The following is a 15947-nucleotide window of genomic DNA, read 5'->3' as shown; positions in this document are numbered from 1 at the left end:
GCCCCTGCGGCACGGCGATCGCGAAGCCCTGCGCTGCGGCGGTTGTTGTGGCGCAACGGTGCCGGCCGGCATTCAGACCCGAGGGGCTCACTCGGACTGGAGCACCGTGAAGGGCGGGCGGACGCCCTCGGTGAGGTCGGTGGCGGCCTGAAGGGCCATTTCCGCGCGGCGGCGGCTGCTGATCGGGGTTTTGGACGTGGAGTGCAGGGAGCCGAGGGCGACCAGGTAGCCGGAGCCGACGGCGGCGTAGCCGGAGATGGTGTGGCCGATCTGGTAGTCCTCGCCGACGACGTAGAGGCGGCCGTGGATGCCGACGAGGAACTGGCCGCCCTGTTCCTGGCCGTTCTCGGTGCGGGCGTAGCCGCCGGTGGAGAGGCACTCGCGGACGGCCTCGATGAACGTGGTGACCATGAAACGGTCGACGTCCCAGGTGTCGGGCTCGCCGACGTCGAGGGAGTAGCGCAGGAGCTGGCCCATGCGGTAGCTGGTGGTGAAGCCCATCAGGTACGGGCCGACCTGGAACACCTTGGAGTCGGACCGTACCGCGACGTGCCAGCCGTCGCTTCCGGCCGAGTCGCCTCCGATGGTGACGGTCCGCCCGTCCGTGATCCCCACGATGCACGTCATGACGTCACTCTTCCCGGCGGGCGGGCCCGTGCCAACCAGACGGTGCGCGTGCCGATGCTGTGTGCCACAACGGGTGTGCCGGACCACGGCGTGACCGGCTCCTCGCGCCGTGCGGAGCGCCGGCGGAGCCCGGCGCGAGGTTTGCCCGCGGGAGCAACGCTGCCGGGCCACGCTGGAAGCGGGACAATGAACTGGATCTTGATCTTGCAAGAAACGCGGCCGAGACGGCGCCGCTGTCTGTGCCCCGCAGGCCCTCGGGCTCGAACGGGTGGGGTGCGTGACCGTGGCCCGCACGCGGTGTTTCTGCGGTCAGGTTTCGGCGCGCTGGGGTGGCAGCGGTCCGGCGTGCAGGTGCCGGGTGGAGCGTTCGCGGGCGGTGAGGGTGATCAGGAGCAGGGCGGACGTGGTGAGCGTGACCGCGAGCGCCGTCACTGCCAGGCTCGCGACGGTCGGGTTCCGGTAGCCGGCGGCGCGGGACAGCGGGTGGAGGGACAGCAGGCCGATCGGGCCGAGCAGCGTCAGCAGTGCCCACAGGGCGCGGAAGTCGTTGCGCAGTACAAGAAGGAGCACGGCCGCGGCGAGCAGTATCACGGCGGCACAGGAGAGCGCGTCCGCGCCGTAGCCGTAGTAGAAGCCGGTCGGGAAAAGGAGCCCGGAGGCCGGTATTCCCACGGCCACGCCCGCCAGCGGCAGCAGGCGCAGTGGACGTGCCGGGATGCCGAGCGCGACCAGACCGAGCGCCAGCTGCGGCACCAGCGTGAACAGTGGCGGGCGCGGCTCGCCGATGATCGCCGAGACCGGAATGACCGTGGCCGTGAGGGCGAGCGCGGCACCGATCGCGCGGCGGGTCCACCGGCTGGGCGCGACGAGGTGGGCGACGGCGACCAGCACCCACGCGGCCCACACGCCGATACCGAGCGGGGCGATCGCGCCGCGCCGGGCCGGGCCGATGTCGTCGATGACCGGGATCAACTCCACCATCAGCCCGGCGGCCGCGATCATCGTGGCGGTCGGCAGCGCCAGCATCGCGGCCAGCGGCATCGCGGCGCCCAGGCCGGCCGCCCCGGCCGTGCGCAGCCGCTGGCGGAGGCCGCCGGCGGCCAGGTCGGCCACGTCGGCGGGCGAGGGCCGGCGCTGTCCGGGCGTGGTCAGGTCCAGGTAGGTGCCGACGATCTCGCTCGCGCGCTCGTGCCGGTAGGCAGCCGGGTAGAAGAGGCGGATCAGGCGGTGGTAGCGGCGTTCCAGGTCGTTCATGCGAGACCGGGCCCGAGCAGCGGCCGCAGTCGCGCGGTGGCAGCCTCAACGTTGCGCCGCATGCGTTCGGTCTCCTCGGCCAGCACCGCCGTGCCGTCGTCGGACAGCCGGTAGTAGCGGCGCAGGCGGCTGTCGACCACCTCCTCGCGCGCGACCGAGACCAGGCCGGCGTCGACGAGGCGGTCGAGCGCGCCGTAGAGCGTGCCGGGCCGCAGTGCGACGCGCCCGCCGGACAGCCGGTCCACCTCGGCGATCAAGCCGTAGCCATGCAGTGGTTCGCCGGCCAGCGCGGTCAGGATCAGGAACGTGGGTTCTCGCAGTGGTGTCTCCACGTCCGGCACCATATCGCCTCCGAGGATATATCGGTAGCAAAGTTATGCGGTCGTTCGGCCACCGGCGCCCGTGCTGACGTGCCACGATGGCGAATGGTGAACCGTAGACACTTTGTCCTGGCCGGCGCGGTCCTGGCGGGCGGCGCAGGCCTTCCGGGCGCGGCGTTCGCCGCACCGAAACAGAAGATCATTTACGGGGGTACGGTCACGCGCGCCCAGGTGATGGCCCGTGCCTACGACTGGCTGACCCGGCGGGTGCGCTACTCGCAGGACAACGGCCGGCCCGTGTGGGACGTGAACCGGGGCCGTCGCTACCGCCCGGACTGCTCCGGCTTCGTCTGCATGGCCTTGGCGATCGATCCCCGCGACCCGCGGTACGGCCGGGCGCTGGTCACCTGGGAGTTGCCGCGCGTCTGCACGCCGATCGAGTGGAGCGAGCTGCTGCCGGGCGACATCCTGCTCCACGTCAACCCCAAACGGCGCGGCAATGACCACGTCAGGCTGTTCGAGGTCTGGCTCGACGCGGCGAAGACCCGGGCGACCGTCGTCGAGGCCAGCAGCAAGGCCGGCGCGATGACGCGCAAGACCGTGACCGTCGACCCGCTCTACCGCCCGTTCCGGTACCGCCACATCGTCTAGGCGCCCAGCCGTTCCGGCCACTCGCCGAGCAGGTGCAGTGGCGCGCACGTTCCTGGAGAACGCGCCGTTCACGCACGAGCAGGAGGTGGCGATCGGCGCCGGGAACTGGGAGCGGCTCACTCGATGAGCCCGTGACGCCAGGCCCAGATCGCTATCTCGGTACGGTTCCGCGCCTCCAGCTTCTCCTGCACGCTCGCCAGGTGCGACTTGACCGTGGACAGCGAGATGGACAGGTCCAGCGCGATCTCCGCGTTGGTCCGGCCGCGGGCCACGGCCAGCGCCACGTCCAGCTCCCGGGCGGTCAGCGGCAGGTCCGCGGGGTGGTCGGCGGCGCGGGGGAGGTGGCGCAGCAGGCGCACGGTCACGGACGGTGAGACGATCGCCTGGCCCCTGGCCGCGGCGCGGATCGCCTCGGCCAGCCAGCCCGCGCCGGCATCCTTGAGCAGGAAGCCGGACGCGCCGGCCTGCAGCGCGGCGTAGACGTTCTCGTCCACGTCGTAGGTGGTGACCACCACGACCTTCAGCGGGTCGATCACGTCCGGGCCGGCCAGCAGCGCTGTCGCGCGTACCCCGTCGAGTTTGGGCATTCTGATGTCCATCAGCGTCACGTCGGGGCGCAGTCGGCGGGCGAGACGGACCGCGGACTCCCCGTCGGCGGCCTCGCTGATCACCTCGATGTCCGGCTCGGCGTCGAGGATGAGCCGGAACGCGGTCCGGACCAGGCTCTGATCGTCGGCTACCAGGACGCGGATCGGCATCGGGGTCATCGGCCGAAAGTACTACCCCATTGCTCCCAATGTGGACGAGTGGGGCGCGCGGTGCTGGGATCGAAGACGTCAGATTCCTGCCACGAAAGGACTACCGTGCGCAGACCGACCGCCGGTACGGCGTTCGTCCTCACCACCATGCTCGTGCTGGCCACCACGGAGGTCCCGGCCAGTGCCGCCGCCGGCCCGTTCGACGCGTTCGCGGACCAGGACGTCTCCTGGGGCGCGTGCGCGTTCGAGTCGATACCGGAAGCGGCGCCCAGCGAGTGCGCGCTGATAACCGTGCCCCGCGACTGGGCCACGCCCGGCAACGGGAAGACCATGCAGGTCTCGATCAGCCGCGTCGCCTCCACCGGCGCGCACCTCGGCTCGATGCTGATCAACCCCGGCGGGCCGGGCGGGCAGGGCACGTCGCTGCCCGGCATCCTGGCCGCGCTCCAGCCGCAGGTCCACGAGCGGTACTCGATGATCGGCATGGACCCGCGTGGCACCGGCCAGGAGGGCGGCTTCGACCCGGAGACCTGTGAGGTGCCGCTCGACCGGCTCTCCCAGCGCACCGACCTGGACGCGCGCGACCGCTCCAAGGACAGCATCGCGGAGCACCAGAAGCAGCCGCGCGCGATCGCGGAGGCCTGCCAGAGCGAGGCGCTCGCGCCGTACATCACCACCTGGCAGACCGCGTACGACATGGAGCTCATCCGGATCCTGCTGGACGAGCCGAAGCTGGACTACCTGGGCTACTCCTACGGGACCTGGCTCGGCGCGAAGTACGCCTCGCTGTTCCCGGACAGCGCCGGCAAGGTCGTGCTCGACTCCAGCGTCAACTTCCAGGGCCGGCTGCAGGCCGCGTTCGAGGCGTGGCCGCCGATCAACCAGCGCCTGTTCGACGACACGTTCCTGGCCTGGGCGAGCCGGCAGTTCCCGGCCGAGCTCGGCGCGACCCCGGCCGAGGTGGCCGCGAACTGGGAGAAGGCTCGCGCGGTCTACGCCGGACTCGGCGTCAGCCCGGACCTCTACGACCAGGTCTTCGTCGCCCTGGGCTCGCCGTTCAGCTGGGTGCTGGCCGCGTCGATCCTGGTCGCGGGCGTGAGCGAGGATCCGGCCGGGACGCTTGCCGCCTCCGGTCTGGCGCCGACGGCGGACACGGTGTCGCGCGAGCGGTTCGGCGTGCCGCTGGCGTCGCTGACCCTCTCGGCCGTGGCGCGGGTGCTCGCGGACGACCCGGAGGACTACGCGCTGGCACCGACCACGCGCTTCGCCGTGGCCTGCAACGACCAGCCGACGCGCACGGCCGAGTGGTACAAGCGGCTCAGCGACCGGCAGGGCCCGGAGTTCCCGCTGTTCGGCTGGCAGTACGGCATCGGCGAGGTGTGCGGCTTCTGGTCCGACGCACCGCGTCAGCAGCTGCCGCAGCTGCCCGCGTCGGTGGCCGGCCGGGTGCTGGTGGTGCAGGGCGAGTTCGACCCGCAGACCGGGTACGAGCAGGCCGGCTCCGCCGTCCGGGCCGCGCCCGGCGTGACCATGGTGTCGGTGGACGACAGCCCGTTCCACGGGCAGTACGCGCTCGAGGGCAACCCGTGCGTCGACGGCATGGTCAACGTCTTCCTGCTGCACAACTCCCGCCCCGGTTCGGTGACCTGCCCCGGCATCCCGCTGCCCGGCGAGACCTCGGTCTTCCCGGTCCCGGGCCCGGTCCGCAGCTCCGCCGCCCCGCGCGTGGCCGCCGCGTCGATCGTGCCGCTCCCCGAGCTGCGCGCCGCCGCCCAGTCCATGATCAGCGAGGTGAACCGGTAACCGATCGGTGAGACGGGGGCGGCGTGGAGATCCACGCCGCCCCCATTGATATCGTTATCTGTCGATGGTTTACTCCGTGGAAGCGCTCCCACCGGCTCGAATCGGCGCACGCTTCCTGGAGGACGTATGAGGATCTTGCACAGGGCGATCATCGCAGTGGTGATGGTCATCGGAGCGGTCGGTGGGCCGGCGAGCCCGGCATCGGCGGACGCGCCCGCAGCTGTGGCGAAGGTGGCGGAAGGGCACGAGCACACCTGCGCGATCGGCACGGACGCGACGCTGTGGTGCTGGGGCGGGAACACCAGCGGCCAGCTCGGGGACGGGACCACGACCAACCGCACCACGCCGGTACGCGTCGGCGACGCCACGAACTGGGCCACCGTGGACGCGGGCACCGGCCACACCTGCGCGACCCGCACCGACGGCACGCTGTGGTGCTGGGGCGGGAACTTCCGCGGCCAGCTCGGCGACGGCAGCACCACCAACCGCACCTCGCCGGTGCGCGTCGGCACCGCCGCCACCTGGGCGGACGTCAACGCGGGCAGCAACCACACCTGCGCCACCCGCACCGACGGCACGCTGTGGTGCTGGGGCTTCAACCGGCACAACCAGCTCGGCCAGGACGGCTCCGTCTACGTGGCCACGACACCGCTCCAGGTCGGCACCGCGACCACGTGGCGCAGTGTGACGCTCGGGTTCGCGCACACCTGCGCCACGCGCACGGACCGGACGCTGTGGTGCTGGGGGGACAACTCCAGCGGGCAGCTCGGCGTGGGCAGCCTGCTCTACAAGACGTCGCCGACGCAGGTCGGGACCGCGACGACCTGGGCGACCGTGACCGCGGGTTACACGTTCACCTGCGCCACGCGTGCCGACGGGACGCTCTGGTGCTGGGGTGAGAACGGCTACGGGCAGCTGGGCGTCGGCACCACCTATCAGACCGCGCCGGTCGAGGTGGGCGGCACGAGCTGGGCCGGGGTGAACGTCGGCAACGACACCACGTGCGCGAGTCGTACCGATGGAAGCCTGTGGTGCTGGGGCAACAACGCGAACGGGCAGGTGGGCGACGGGACGACCACCCACCGGTTCACGCCGGTACGGGTCGGGACCGGCACGACGTGGACCAGCGGGATCGCCGCGGGTTACCACGTCTGTGCCGTCCGTACCGATGGGAGCCTGTGGTGCTGGGGTGCGAACTGGAGTGGTCAGACCGGTGACGGCACCACGATCAGTCCGCGCCTGATCACTTACCGAACCCTGCCGTGAGACCGCTGAGCAGCTGGCGGCGGCCGATCGCGTAGGCCAGCACGATCGGGACGGTGGTGAGCGTGACCGAGGCGGCGATCGCGGGCGTGTTCACCCCGTACTCGCTCTGGAACGTCCAGAGCGCGAGCGGCATCGTGCGCTGGTCCTCGCTCTGGGTCAGGATCAGCGGCAGGATGAAGCCGTTCCAGATGCTCAGCGTGTTGTAGATGGCCACGGTGACCAGCGCGGGCCGGGTGAGTGGGAAGGCGAGCCGCCACATCGTCCCCCACTCGCCCGCCCCGTCCACGCGCATCGACTCGAACAGCTCCTTCGGCACGTCCCGGATGAAGTTCGCCAGGACGAGCACGGAGAGCGGGATGGCGAACGCGATGGAGGGCAGGATGATCGCGGCCAGCGTGTCGTACATCTGCAGCCGGATGATGATCAGGTAGACCGGGATGACCACGGCCTGCAGCGGGATGGCCAGGCCGAGCATGAACACCGAGTTGATCGAGCGCAGCCACCGGTTGCCGGCGCCGCGGACGATCGCGTAGGCGGCCATGAACGAGACCGCGACGGCCGGGACCACGGCGCCGACGGAGACGGTCACGCTGTTCAGGAAGTACCGGACGAAGCCGGCCTCCAGCACGTCCTGGTAGTTGTCCAGGATCGGCTCGGTCGGCGGCGCGAACGTGTTGGTGATGAAGTACGACGCCTGCGTCTTGAAGCTGGTGATCACCACCCAGTAGATGGGCACCATGGCGACGATGAGCCACAGCCAGGCGAGCGAGCCGCCGATCCAGTTGCGCCGCATCTCAGACCCCCTCCTGCTGGCTCTCGTCGCCGCGACCGCCGAGCCGCCGCAGCAGCTGGGACAGCAGCAGGCCGACCAGGACCAGGATGACCGCGATCGCGCTGGCCGGGCCCATCAGGCTCTTGCCGAAGCCGGTCTCGTACATGTCCAGCGCCAGCACCCGGGTCGCGTCGCCGGGGCCGCCCGCGGTCAGCACGTAGATCAGGTCGAAGAGCGTCAGCGAGCCGACCACCATCAGCGTGGACGAGGTGATGATCGTGTACTTCAGCTGCGGCAGTGTGATGCTGAAGAACTGCCGGACCCGGCCGGCGCCGTCGATCAGCGCGGCCTCGTACATGGTCTTGGGGATGGACCGGACCGCGCCCTGGTAGATCAGCGTGTGGAACGGGATGTACTGCCAGGACACGATGAAGACCAGCATGCCGACCGCGAGCGTGGAGTCGCCGAGCCAGTCCTGGCTGAGGAAACCGAGCCCGGTGCCGCTGCCGATCCCGAAGTTCGGGTCGAGCAGCGACTTGTAGGTGATCGCGATCGCGGCGGAGCTGAGCAGCAGCGGGATGAAGTAGAGCACGGCCAGGAATCCGCGGTAGCGGAAGTGCGCGGCCAGGAAGACGCCCAGCAGGACCGAGGCCGGCGTCTGGACGAGCCAGGACAACCCCATGATCAGGAACGTGATGCCGAGCGCGTGCAGCAGGCCCGGCTCGGTGAGCACCGTGTTCCAGCTGTCCAGGCCGGACGGGTGGATGGTGCCGAGCCCGTTCCAGGTGGTGAAGCTGAGCGCGAGCACGCCGAACAGCGGCACGATGGCGAACGCGGTGAAGATCAATAGCGCGGGCAGCGTCAGCCAGATCAGGGCGCCGCCCCGCCCGCCGCTGGGGGCGGTGGTCTCGGTGATCCGCGCGGCGGGCGGAGCGAGCGTGGTCATTTGCCGATGACCGCGTTCATGTTGTCGACCCACTGCTGCGGGCTGACCTGGTTCTGGAACAGCTTGGCGATGTTCTCCAGCAGCGTGGTCGCGGCGGTCGGGGACAGCGCCTGGTCCCAGGACTGGGCGAAGATCTTGGCGTTGACCGACGTGTCGTAGCAGAACTTGAGGAACTGGCCCTTGGGCGAGGTGTCGTACAGCTTGTCGCTGCCCTGGATGATCGGCACGTTGCCCGACTTGATCCACTCGTTCTGCTCCGCGTCGTCCAGCAGGACGGTGGAGAAGAACTTCTTCGCGACCTCCTTGGCCTCGGGCGTGGCCTTGGACGAGATCGACAGGTAGTGGCCGGGGTTGCCGACCTGGTTCGACGGGTCGCCCTTGCCGCCGTCGACCGGCGGGAAGCTCATGTACCCGAGCCCGTCGTTCTTGACGAAGTCGCCGCCCTGTGACTCCTGGATGCCGTAGGACCAGGAGCCGTGCACCATCATCGCGGCCTTGCCGGTGTAGAGCAGCGCCTGGTCCGCGTTCGAGTCGGCGGTGATCGAGGAGAATCCGTCAATGAAACCGTTTTCAGCGACGAGCTGCTGAATTTTCCCGAGCATGTCCAGGACCGCGGGGTCGGACCAGGCATTCGCCTCGCCGGCGAAGACCCGATCGAAGACCTCCGACCCGGCGGTACGGTCGAGCAGCAGCTCCAGCCACATCATGCTGGTCCACCGGGACTGGCCGCCGAGCGCGAACGGCGCGATGCCGGCCGCGTTGAACTTCGGCACCAGGTCCATGATGTCGCCCCAGGACTGCGGCGGCTCCGCCTTGACCTGCTCGAAGACCTTCTTGTTCCAGTACAGCAAGATGGGCTGCACGGTCTCGTGCGGCATCGCCCAGATCTTGCCGTCCACCGTCGCCGCGCCGAACGAGGTGGGGAACAGCTTGTTCTTGACCGCGGGGTTTTGTGCGAACCAGTCGGTCAGGTCGTCGACCTGGCCCGCCTCGGCGTAGGCCTTGAGCGTGCCGCCGCCCCAGCCCCAGATCATCGTCGGCGCGTCGCCGGCGCCGATCGCGGCCTTGATCTTCTGCTTGAACGGGTCGTTCTGGAAGAACTGCGGTGCGATCTTGGTGTCCGGGTTGGCCGCGTTGAACCGGTCGATCGCGGCCTGCCGGGCCGCCTCACCGGGCGGGCCGCTCAGCGACCAGTAGGTGGCGGTGGCGCCGGCACCGGGGCCGGAGCTGCCGCAGGCCGACAGCGCGGCGGCCACACCGGCACCGGCGGTGAGGCCGAGCAGGTGACGTCGGGACAAGGCTTTACCGATCATGGGGAACTCCGTACTCGAGACGCTGGGTTGCGCTTGCCGGGTTCGTTTGTGCACGGAAAGCCCTGGCGCGGTCGCGAGAGGAGGTGGGCCGCGCCGAGGACGAGGTGGCGCAACCGTAAAAGTGCTGAAACCCGTCTGTCAAGGTCTCGAAACTTTCGGAATCTAACCGCCGCCGGATGGTGTCCTCGGCGATGCCACCCATCGACCCAGGTCAGGTGCACGCTCGATAAAGGGGACCGTGCGGGACCATCCTTGCAAGCGTTTGCATCGCAGTCTATTCCGAAAACTTCCGGAAATTCGGGCCTCTTCGACCGAGAGGAACGGGTTGCCGGAATCTGTTACGGTCGATGACTGACATCGAACCATCCGCAACCGTCACCGATCCGAAGCAGGATCGGCGGGAGGAGCCGGATGAGTGCACTGTTCAACGCCCTGCACGAGCGGGCGGAGATCAACGCCCGGCACGCGGTGGAGACGTTCACCAGCGAGGTCGGCGAGTACCACGCCATGCCCCCGGGCGTCGACGAACGCATCGGAATGTACGACTTCGCCGTCTTCATCCGCCGCCGCACGCTCGACCGGTCCGCGGCCGCGCTGCCGCTGTCCGGCGACGACCTGGCCGGCATCGCCGCGGTCGGCCGGCAGCGGGCCGAGGTCGGGCTCTCCGTACCCTCGCAGCAACAGGTCCTGGGTCTGCACACCGCGATGATGGTGCGCGAGGTGCACGATCTCGCGCGCCCGGACCACGTCACCGACCTGCTGCGCATCGTCGGCTGGCTCGGCACCCAGGGCGTCCGCGCGCGCAGCGCCTACCTGCGCGGCTACACCCGGGGCGTGGGCGCGGCCCGGATGATGTCCACCCGGCTGGAGATCACCGCCCGCGCGCTGCTGGCCGACGAACCGGTCCTCGACGGCCCGCGCCCGGACGGCCGCTACCACGTCACGATCATGTGCACCGCGCTGCCGGTGCCGGCCGAGACCCGCGACGAGGTGACCGCCGCGTTCACCCGCGACCACGTCCCGGTGACCTGGCTCGCCGCCGACGAACTGGCCATCCTCACCGCGGCCCACGAGCCACAGACCACCAACCTTCAGCGGGTACGGGTGGCAGCCGCGCTGATCGGCCGGCCGTGCGGCATCGGCACCGCGCACGGCACGGCCGGCAGCCTGGCCGAGACGCTCGCCTGGGCGCGCGAGGCCAGCCGGGTCGCGCCACCGCAGTACCGCCCGGACCGGCTGCCCGGCATCACCGACCTGTTCGTGGAGATGGCCGTCGCCCGCGCCCCGCACGTCGACGGCTGGCTGCGCGACTACGCCCGGCAGCTGGCCACCAACGGGCCGGACCTGGTGACGACGCTGCGCGCCTACTACGCCCACGACATGATCCGGGCCGCCGCGGCCGCCGCACTGCACATCCACCCGCGCACGCTGGACTACCGGCTGCGCCGCGTGCGCGAGGTGACCGGCGTGGACCCGGGCTCGACCGCGGGCGTCCGGCTGCTGAGCGCGGTGGTCGCCCGCACGCTGGCCGTGGAGCACTACGCGGACTGACAAACGGCGCCCGCCGTTCGCGTCCGATTGACGAAGACCGCGACCGTCCGATGCGGACAGACTCGCAGGCATGCGGGGTCTCGCGTGGAAGGGCATCGTGGCGGCGGCCGCGGTGCTGCTCTCCGCGGCCTCACCACCGGCCCGCGCGGACGCGACCGTGACCGACCTGGCGCTGCTCGCCTACCGGGTCTTCGCGGCCCGGATCGTCACGCCCGCACAGGTGCCGGAACTGGTCCGGCTGCTGTCGCTCCTGGACGTGCCCGTGGCGTCCACCATGGCGGACTACGCGGTGCTCCGCGAGGACACGGGGTGGCGCGCGTCGTATCCGGCGGTGCTCGCCGCGCAGGCGGGCGATGCGGTCCGGCGGTACCGGGCGGCCGAGGCGCGGCCGGACCGGGACCGGATCGCGCTGGCCGGGCAGGGGCTCTACGCGACGCTGCTGTTCGTCGCCACGGACGCCGGGCTGGCCGGCACGATGGCCGGGGCGGACGCGGACTACGTGCGGTTCGCGCAGGACGTGGTGCGGGACCTGGAACCGGTCTGCACGCACGTGCCCGCGCCGGGCAACACGCCACGGGACCACACGGTCACGCACACCTGCACGGCCGCGGACGGCAACGCGGTGATCAGATATGAGGTCGTCCGGGGCGGCGTGCTGATCAGCGGCCCGCCCGGCGGCCATGCGGCGGAGGCGGCCCGGGACTCCGCGTGGCTGGTCGCGAGCGAGACCCTCGCCTGGAGGCTCCGCGGCTGCGTGTCCGCCTGACAGCCGCCGGTGCGGCGGCCGCCCTCGCGGTGGCGCCGGTCGTCGCACCGGCCCCAGGCTGTCGCGGCTTCACTGTTCCTCCACTGGACCGGTGTTGAATCCGGGGCCGAGCAGGGTCTGGTCGCGATGGGGAGCAAAGGTCATGACAACATCCGGAACACCGGTCGTCTTCATCCACGGGTTGTGGATCCACGCCTCGTCGTGGGAGCCGTGGATCGAGGTCTTCCGCGCGGCCGGGTACGACCCGATCGCGCCCGGCTGGCCGGGCGACGCCGCCACTGCCGAGGAGACCCGGAACGCGCCCGAGCGGCTGGCCGGCGTCGGCCTCGACGACATCGCGGCCCACTACGGCGAGATCATCGCGTCGCTGGACCGGCCGCCGGTGGTCATCGGCCACTCGATGGGCGGGCTGGTCGCGCAGAAGCTGAACGTCTCGCACACGCTGCACGCGGCCGTCGCCGTCGACCCCGCGCCGATCAAGGGGGTCCGGCCGCTGCCGCTGGCGCAGCTACGGTCGTCCGCGCCGGTGCTGAGCAACCCGGCCAACGGCAAGCGGGCGGTGGCGCTGACCGCGGCACAGTTCCGGTACGCGTTCGGCAACGCGCTGACCGTGGCGGAGTCGGACGCGCTGCATGCGCGCTACGCGATTCCCGGGCCGGGCCGGCCGCTGTTCGAGGTCGCCACCGCGAACCTGCGGCGCACCTCGCCCGCGGCGGTCGACGTGCGCACCGCGGACCGTGCCCCGCTGCTGTTCGTCTCCGGCGAGGTCGACCACACCGTGCCCGACGTGGTGACCCGCGCGGCCCACGGGCTCTACCGGGACTCGTCCGCGGTCGCCGACCTGATCCAGGTGCCCGGCCGCGGCCACTCCCTGGTGTTCGACCACGGCTGGAAGGACGTCGCGGGCGAGATCGAGACCTGGCTGAGCCGCCAGGCCTGACCGTCACCGGCCTGCCGCCACCACCGGTGATCGGAGCGTCCCTCATGTTGTCAGAACAGGGTGGGGGACGCCCTGATCACCGGAGGGGGTGCGCTCGGGCTGCCGGGTAGCCGGGCGGAAACCGTGCGCCGGTAGGGTTCCGGCGTGCGGGAGAGCGGGCTGGTCGGGCGCGACGACGAACGTGCCCGGCTGGCGGCGCTGCTCAGCGACGCGGCCGGGCCGTCGCCGGTGCCGTCCGGCGACGACGGTCTCGGCAGGCCCACGCCGGTCGTGCGTGGTGACGACGGTCTCGGCAGGCCCACGCCGGTCGTGCGTGGTGACGCCGGGCTCGGCAGGACCGCGCTGGTGGTGCGTGGTGACGCCGGGCTCGGCAAGACCGCGCTGCTGGAGGCGCTGGCCGCCGATGCGGCCGAGGCCGGGTTCCGTGTCGTGCGCTGCGCGGGCGCGGAGGTGGAGCGGGATCTGACGTTCGCCGCGCTGCACCAGTTGATCTTCCCGTTGATGCCGGAGTCGGCCGGGCTGGACCCGGACAACCGGGCCGCGATCGACGCCGCGTTCACCGGCACCGCCGGGGCGGCGCCGCAGGTCATGGCGCTCGGCATCGCGGTGCTGGACCTGCTGACGCTGGTGTCCGCGGCCACCCCGCTGCTGCTGATCGTCGACGACGGGCAGTGGCTGGACGCGCCCAGCGCGCAGGTGCTCGCGTTCACCGCCCGTCGGCTGACCGGCACGGCGGTCCGCGTGGCTGTCGCGGTCCGGGACGGGATCGCGTCAGCGCTGGACGGCGCCGGGCTGCCGGAGCTGGCCGTGGAGCCGCTCACCGCGGACGCGGCCGGCCGGCTGCTCGACCGTCACCATGCCGGGCTCACGCCGTACCGCCGAAAAATGATCCTGGAGACCGCGGCCGGGAACCCGCTGGCGCTGATCGAGCTGTCCCGGTCCGCGCCGCTTCCCTCCGGCACGATGGCGCTGCCGCGGCGGCTGGAGCGGATCTACGGTGCGCGGCTGCGCGACCTGCCCGCCCGGGAACGCGGCGAGCTGCTGCGGGCCGCGCTGGACGGCACCGGGGCCGGGCCGGCACCACGCATCGGCGCGGCCCGGTACCGGATGCGCGAGGTGGGGCGCGCCGTCGACGCGGGCCTGCTGGCGGTGGACCCGGCGAGCGGCGAACCGGTGTTCCGGCACCCGCTGGTCCGCTCCGCCGTGGTGCAGGCCGCCACGCCGAACGAGCGCCGGGCCGCCCACACGGACCTGGCCGACCTGCACCGGGCCAGCCCGGAACGCCGTGCCGTGCACCTGGCCGCCGCCACCGTCGACCCGGACGACCACGTCGCCGCCGCACTGGAGGAGGCGGCCGCGCTGGCCACCCGGCGCGGCGGCGCGGCGACCGCGATCAGCTGGCTGACCCGGGCCGCGGAGCTGAGCCGGCGGCCCGCCGACCGGTCCCGGCGGCTGGCGGACGCGGCCTGGGTCGCCGGGCAGGCCGGACTGCTGGACACCGCACAGGACCTGGTCGAGGACACCGCGGCCGGCGGCCCGGCCGCGGTGGTCAACGCCGGGTTCGTGGCGCTGTACCGCGACGGTGACGTGGTCGCGAACCATCGGCGGATCCGCGCGCTGATCGAGAACGGGCTCGGGCCGCTGACCGAGCGGGCGCTGAGCCTGCTGCTGGCGATCAGCCAGTTCGCCGCGGACCCGGTGATCTGGGCGCGGACCGACGCGGTGTTCGCCCGGTACGGCGAGCGGGTCGGCCCGGCCACCGCGATCGCCCGGGACGCGTGGGGTGACCTGATCGGCCGCGGCCGTGGGCTGCCGGAACGGATCGCGGACGCGCTCGCGGACCCGGCCGTGGCCGCGCCGTGGGACACCATGCGGCTGCTGGTCTCCGCGTGGCACGCCGGTGTGCTCGGCGACCACCGGGAGATCCTGCGGCGCACGGTGGCGCGCGAGGAGGAGTCCGGCGCGGTCGCCAGCGTGATGACGATGCTGCAGATGGTGATGCTCGACCAGATCGCGACCGGCGAGTGGGCGGAGGCGGAACGGACCGGCCGGCGGGGCCTGGAGCTGACCGCCGCGCACGGGTACGTGCTGTTCAGCCACGCGTTCCGGGCGTACCTGGGGCTGCTCGCGGCGCACCGCGGCGACCTGGACCGCGCCCGCCGGCTGCAGGCCGAGGCCGACGCGTGGGGGCGGCCGCGCGGCGTCGGGTTCCTCACCGAGTACGCGGAGGTGATCGGCGTGGCCATCGCGCTCAGCGACGGCGAGTACGAGACCGCGTACGCCTACGCCGCCGGGATCACCGCGCCCGGCACGCTCGCCCGCTACTCCCAGCAGGCGCCGCGGACCGTGCTGGACCTGGTCGAGGCCGCCACGCACACCGGCCGGCACGCGGCCGCGCGCGCCCACGCCGAGGCCGCCCGGGATGCCGGGCTGCCGGAGCTGGCCCCGCGGCTCGCGCTGCTCACCGCCGGCGCGCTCGCGATCAGCGCACCCCCGGAGGACGCCCGCGCGCTGTTCACGGCCGCGGTCACGCATCCGGCGGGCGCGGCGTTCCCGTTCGAGCGGGCCCGGATCCGGCTCGCGTACGGCGCCTGGCTGCGCCGGGCCCGCGAGCTCAGTCACGCCCGGCAGGCGCTCACCGAGGCGCTCGGCACGTTCGAGACGCTCGGCGCGGCCTCCTGGGCCGACCGCACCCGGGCGGAGCTGCGCGCGGCCGGCAAGCCCACGCGCGCGGACCGGGACGCGGTGGCCGCGCTCACGCCGCAGGAGCGGCAGATCGCGGAGCTGGCCGCGACCGGGCTGAGCAACCGGGAGATCGGCGCGCGGCTGCACCTGTCCCCGCGCACGGTCGGCGCGCACCTCTACAAGATCTTCCCGAAGCTCGGCATCACGTCCCGGGCCTCGCTGCGCGACGCGCTCGACGCGACCGCAGACACGACGTAGGTCGGTTGACCGATCAGCTCGGACCCCTCGTACCGCC

At 72.0% G+C, this 15947-nt stretch carries 14 protein-coding genes; 7 read left to right on the top strand and 7 right to left on the bottom strand.

Annotated features, from left to right (window positions below):
• Positions 1-87: 87 nt before the first annotated feature.
• The 3 genes from OP04_RS29605 to OP04_RS29595 form a co-directional block, all read right to left on the bottom strand.
• Positions 88-627 carry a hypothetical protein gene (locus tag OP04_RS29605; RefSeq protein ID WP_033343155.1) on the bottom strand — a complete coding sequence of 180 codons (540 nt, stop codon included), beginning with the start codon at positions 625-627 and terminating at the stop codon, positions 88-90.
• Positions 628-936: 309 nt separating this feature from the next.
• Entirely contained in the window at positions 937-1881 is a 945-nt protein-coding gene (locus OP04_RS29600; protein ID WP_033343154.1) for a hypothetical protein, read from the bottom strand.
• On the bottom strand, positions 1878-2213 hold the full coding sequence (locus OP04_RS29595; protein ID WP_033343323.1) for a PadR family transcriptional regulator: 336 nt from the start codon (positions 2211-2213) through the stop codon (positions 1878-1880). Before OP04_RS29595 ends, OP04_RS29600 begins: the two co-directional genes overlap by 4 nt.
• Before the next feature lie 93 nt (positions 2214-2306).
• Here OP04_RS29595 and OP04_RS29590 point away from each other — a divergent pair, with 93 nt between their 5' ends.
• The gene (locus tag OP04_RS29590) at positions 2307-2852 is read left to right on the top strand and encodes an NlpC/P60 family protein (protein ID WP_033343153.1); all 546 of its coding nucleotides are present in this window, start codon (positions 2307-2309) and stop codon (positions 2850-2852) included.
• 116 nt (positions 2853-2968) lie between these two features.
• On the opposite strand, the gene OP04_RS29585 is transcribed toward OP04_RS29590, so the two are convergent.
• Positions 2969-3610 carry a response regulator gene (locus OP04_RS29585; RefSeq protein ID WP_033343152.1) on the bottom strand — a complete coding sequence of 214 codons (642 nt, stop codon included), beginning with the start codon at positions 3608-3610 and terminating at the stop codon, positions 2969-2971.
• 105 nt (positions 3611-3715) lie between these two features.
• On the opposite strand from OP04_RS29585, the gene OP04_RS29580 reads away from it, so the two are divergent.
• Positions 3716-5413 carry an alpha/beta fold hydrolase gene (locus OP04_RS29580; RefSeq protein WP_198154026.1) on the top strand — a complete coding sequence of 566 codons (1698 nt, stop codon included), beginning with the start codon at positions 3716-3718 and terminating at the stop codon, positions 5411-5413.
• 162 nt (positions 5414-5575) lie between these two features.
• Positions 5576-6679: an RCC1 domain-containing protein gene (locus OP04_RS29575; protein ID WP_033343321.1), complete on the top strand. Its 1104-nt coding sequence runs from the start codon at positions 5576-5578 to the stop codon at positions 6677-6679.
• Here the strand turns inward: OP04_RS29575 and OP04_RS29570 are convergent.
• The 3 genes from OP04_RS29570 to OP04_RS29560 are packed head-to-tail and all read right to left on the bottom strand — an operon-like array spanning position 6657 to position 9710.
• Positions 6657-7472: a carbohydrate ABC transporter permease gene (locus tag OP04_RS29570; RefSeq protein ID WP_033343151.1), complete on the bottom strand. Its 816-nt coding sequence runs from the start codon at positions 7470-7472 to the stop codon at positions 6657-6659. The two genes, OP04_RS29575 and OP04_RS29570, sit on opposite strands and share 23 nt — an antisense overlap.
• Position 7473: 1 nt before the next feature.
• Positions 7474-8397, bottom strand: a complete 924-nt coding sequence (locus OP04_RS29565) for a carbohydrate ABC transporter permease (RefSeq protein ID WP_157240551.1) — start codon at positions 8395-8397, stop codon at positions 7474-7476.
• Positions 8394-9710 (bottom strand): ABC transporter substrate-binding protein, encoded by a 1317-nt coding sequence (locus OP04_RS29560; RefSeq protein ID WP_033343150.1) that lies wholly within the window; start codon positions 9708-9710, stop codon positions 8394-8396. Before OP04_RS29560 ends, OP04_RS29565 begins: the two co-directional genes overlap by 4 nt.
• Positions 9711-10121: 411 nt before the next feature.
• Between OP04_RS29560 and OP04_RS29555 the strand changes: the two genes are divergently transcribed.
• The 4 genes from OP04_RS29555 (at position 10122) to OP04_RS29540 (ending at position 15910) form a co-directional block, all read left to right on the top strand.
• Positions 10122-11261 (top strand): helix-turn-helix domain-containing protein, encoded by a 1140-nt coding sequence (locus tag OP04_RS29555; protein WP_033343149.1) that lies wholly within the window; start codon positions 10122-10124, stop codon positions 11259-11261.
• Positions 11262-11331: 70 nt separating this feature from the next.
• Positions 11332-12027 carry a hypothetical protein gene (locus OP04_RS29550; protein WP_033343148.1) on the top strand — a complete coding sequence of 232 codons (696 nt, stop codon included), beginning with the start codon at positions 11332-11334 and terminating at the stop codon, positions 12025-12027.
• A 142-nt stretch (positions 12028-12169) separates the two neighbouring features.
• The gene (locus tag OP04_RS29545; RefSeq protein WP_033343147.1) at positions 12170-12967 is read left to right on the top strand and encodes an alpha/beta hydrolase; all 798 of its coding nucleotides are present in this window, start codon (positions 12170-12172) and stop codon (positions 12965-12967) included.
• A 144-nt stretch (positions 12968-13111) separates the two neighbouring features.
• Positions 13112-15910, top strand: coding sequence for a helix-turn-helix transcriptional regulator (locus OP04_RS29540; RefSeq protein WP_198154025.1), 2799 nt, complete (start codon positions 13112-13114; stop codon positions 15908-15910).
• Positions 15911-15947 lie beyond the last annotated feature (37 nt).

The organism is Catenuloplanes japonicus (assembly GCF_000717135.1).
GTDB classification, from domain to species: domain Bacteria; phylum Actinomycetota; class Actinomycetes; order Mycobacteriales; family Micromonosporaceae; genus Catenuloplanes; species Catenuloplanes japonicus.
Note: the sequence above shows the minus strand (reverse complement) of the source record. Positions and strands in the feature narration are given on the sequence as shown.

Excerpts from the sequence above, each read along its gene's own strand:
- OP04_RS29585 (WP_033343152.1), bottom strand. The coding sequence starts at position 3,610 with ATGCCGATCCGCGTCCTGGTAGCCGACGATCAGAGCCTGGTCCGGACC.
- OP04_RS29590 (WP_033343153.1), top strand. The coding sequence starts at position 2,307 with ATGGTGAACCGTAGACACTTTGTCCTGGCCGGCGCGGTCCTGGCGGGC.
- OP04_RS29545 (WP_033343147.1), top strand. The coding sequence starts at position 12,170 with ATGACAACATCCGGAACACCGGTCGTCTTCATCCACGGGTTGTGGATC.
- OP04_RS29575 (WP_033343321.1), top strand. The coding sequence starts at position 5,576 with ATGGTCATCGGAGCGGTCGGTGGGCCGGCGAGCCCGGCATCGGCGGAC.
- OP04_RS29560 (WP_033343150.1), bottom strand. The coding sequence starts at position 9,710 with ATGATCGGTAAAGCCTTGTCCCGACGTCACCTGCTCGGCCTCACCGCC.
- OP04_RS29605 (WP_033343155.1), bottom strand. The coding sequence starts at position 627 with ATGACGTGCATCGTGGGGATCACGGACGGGCGGACCGTCACCATCGGA.
- OP04_RS29570 (WP_033343151.1), bottom strand. The coding sequence starts at position 7,472 with ATGCGGCGCAACTGGATCGGCGGCTCGCTCGCCTGGCTGTGGCTCATC.
- OP04_RS29600 (WP_033343154.1), bottom strand. The coding sequence starts at position 1,881 with ATGAACGACCTGGAACGCCGCTACCACCGCCTGATCCGCCTCTTCTAC.
- OP04_RS29555 (WP_033343149.1), top strand. The coding sequence starts at position 10,122 with ATGAGTGCACTGTTCAACGCCCTGCACGAGCGGGCGGAGATCAACGCC.
- OP04_RS29550 (WP_033343148.1), top strand. The coding sequence starts at position 11,332 with ATGCGGGGTCTCGCGTGGAAGGGCATCGTGGCGGCGGCCGCGGTGCTG.
- OP04_RS29565 (WP_157240551.1), bottom strand. The coding sequence starts at position 8,397 with ATGACCACGCTCGCTCCGCCCGCCGCGCGGATCACCGAGACCACCGCC.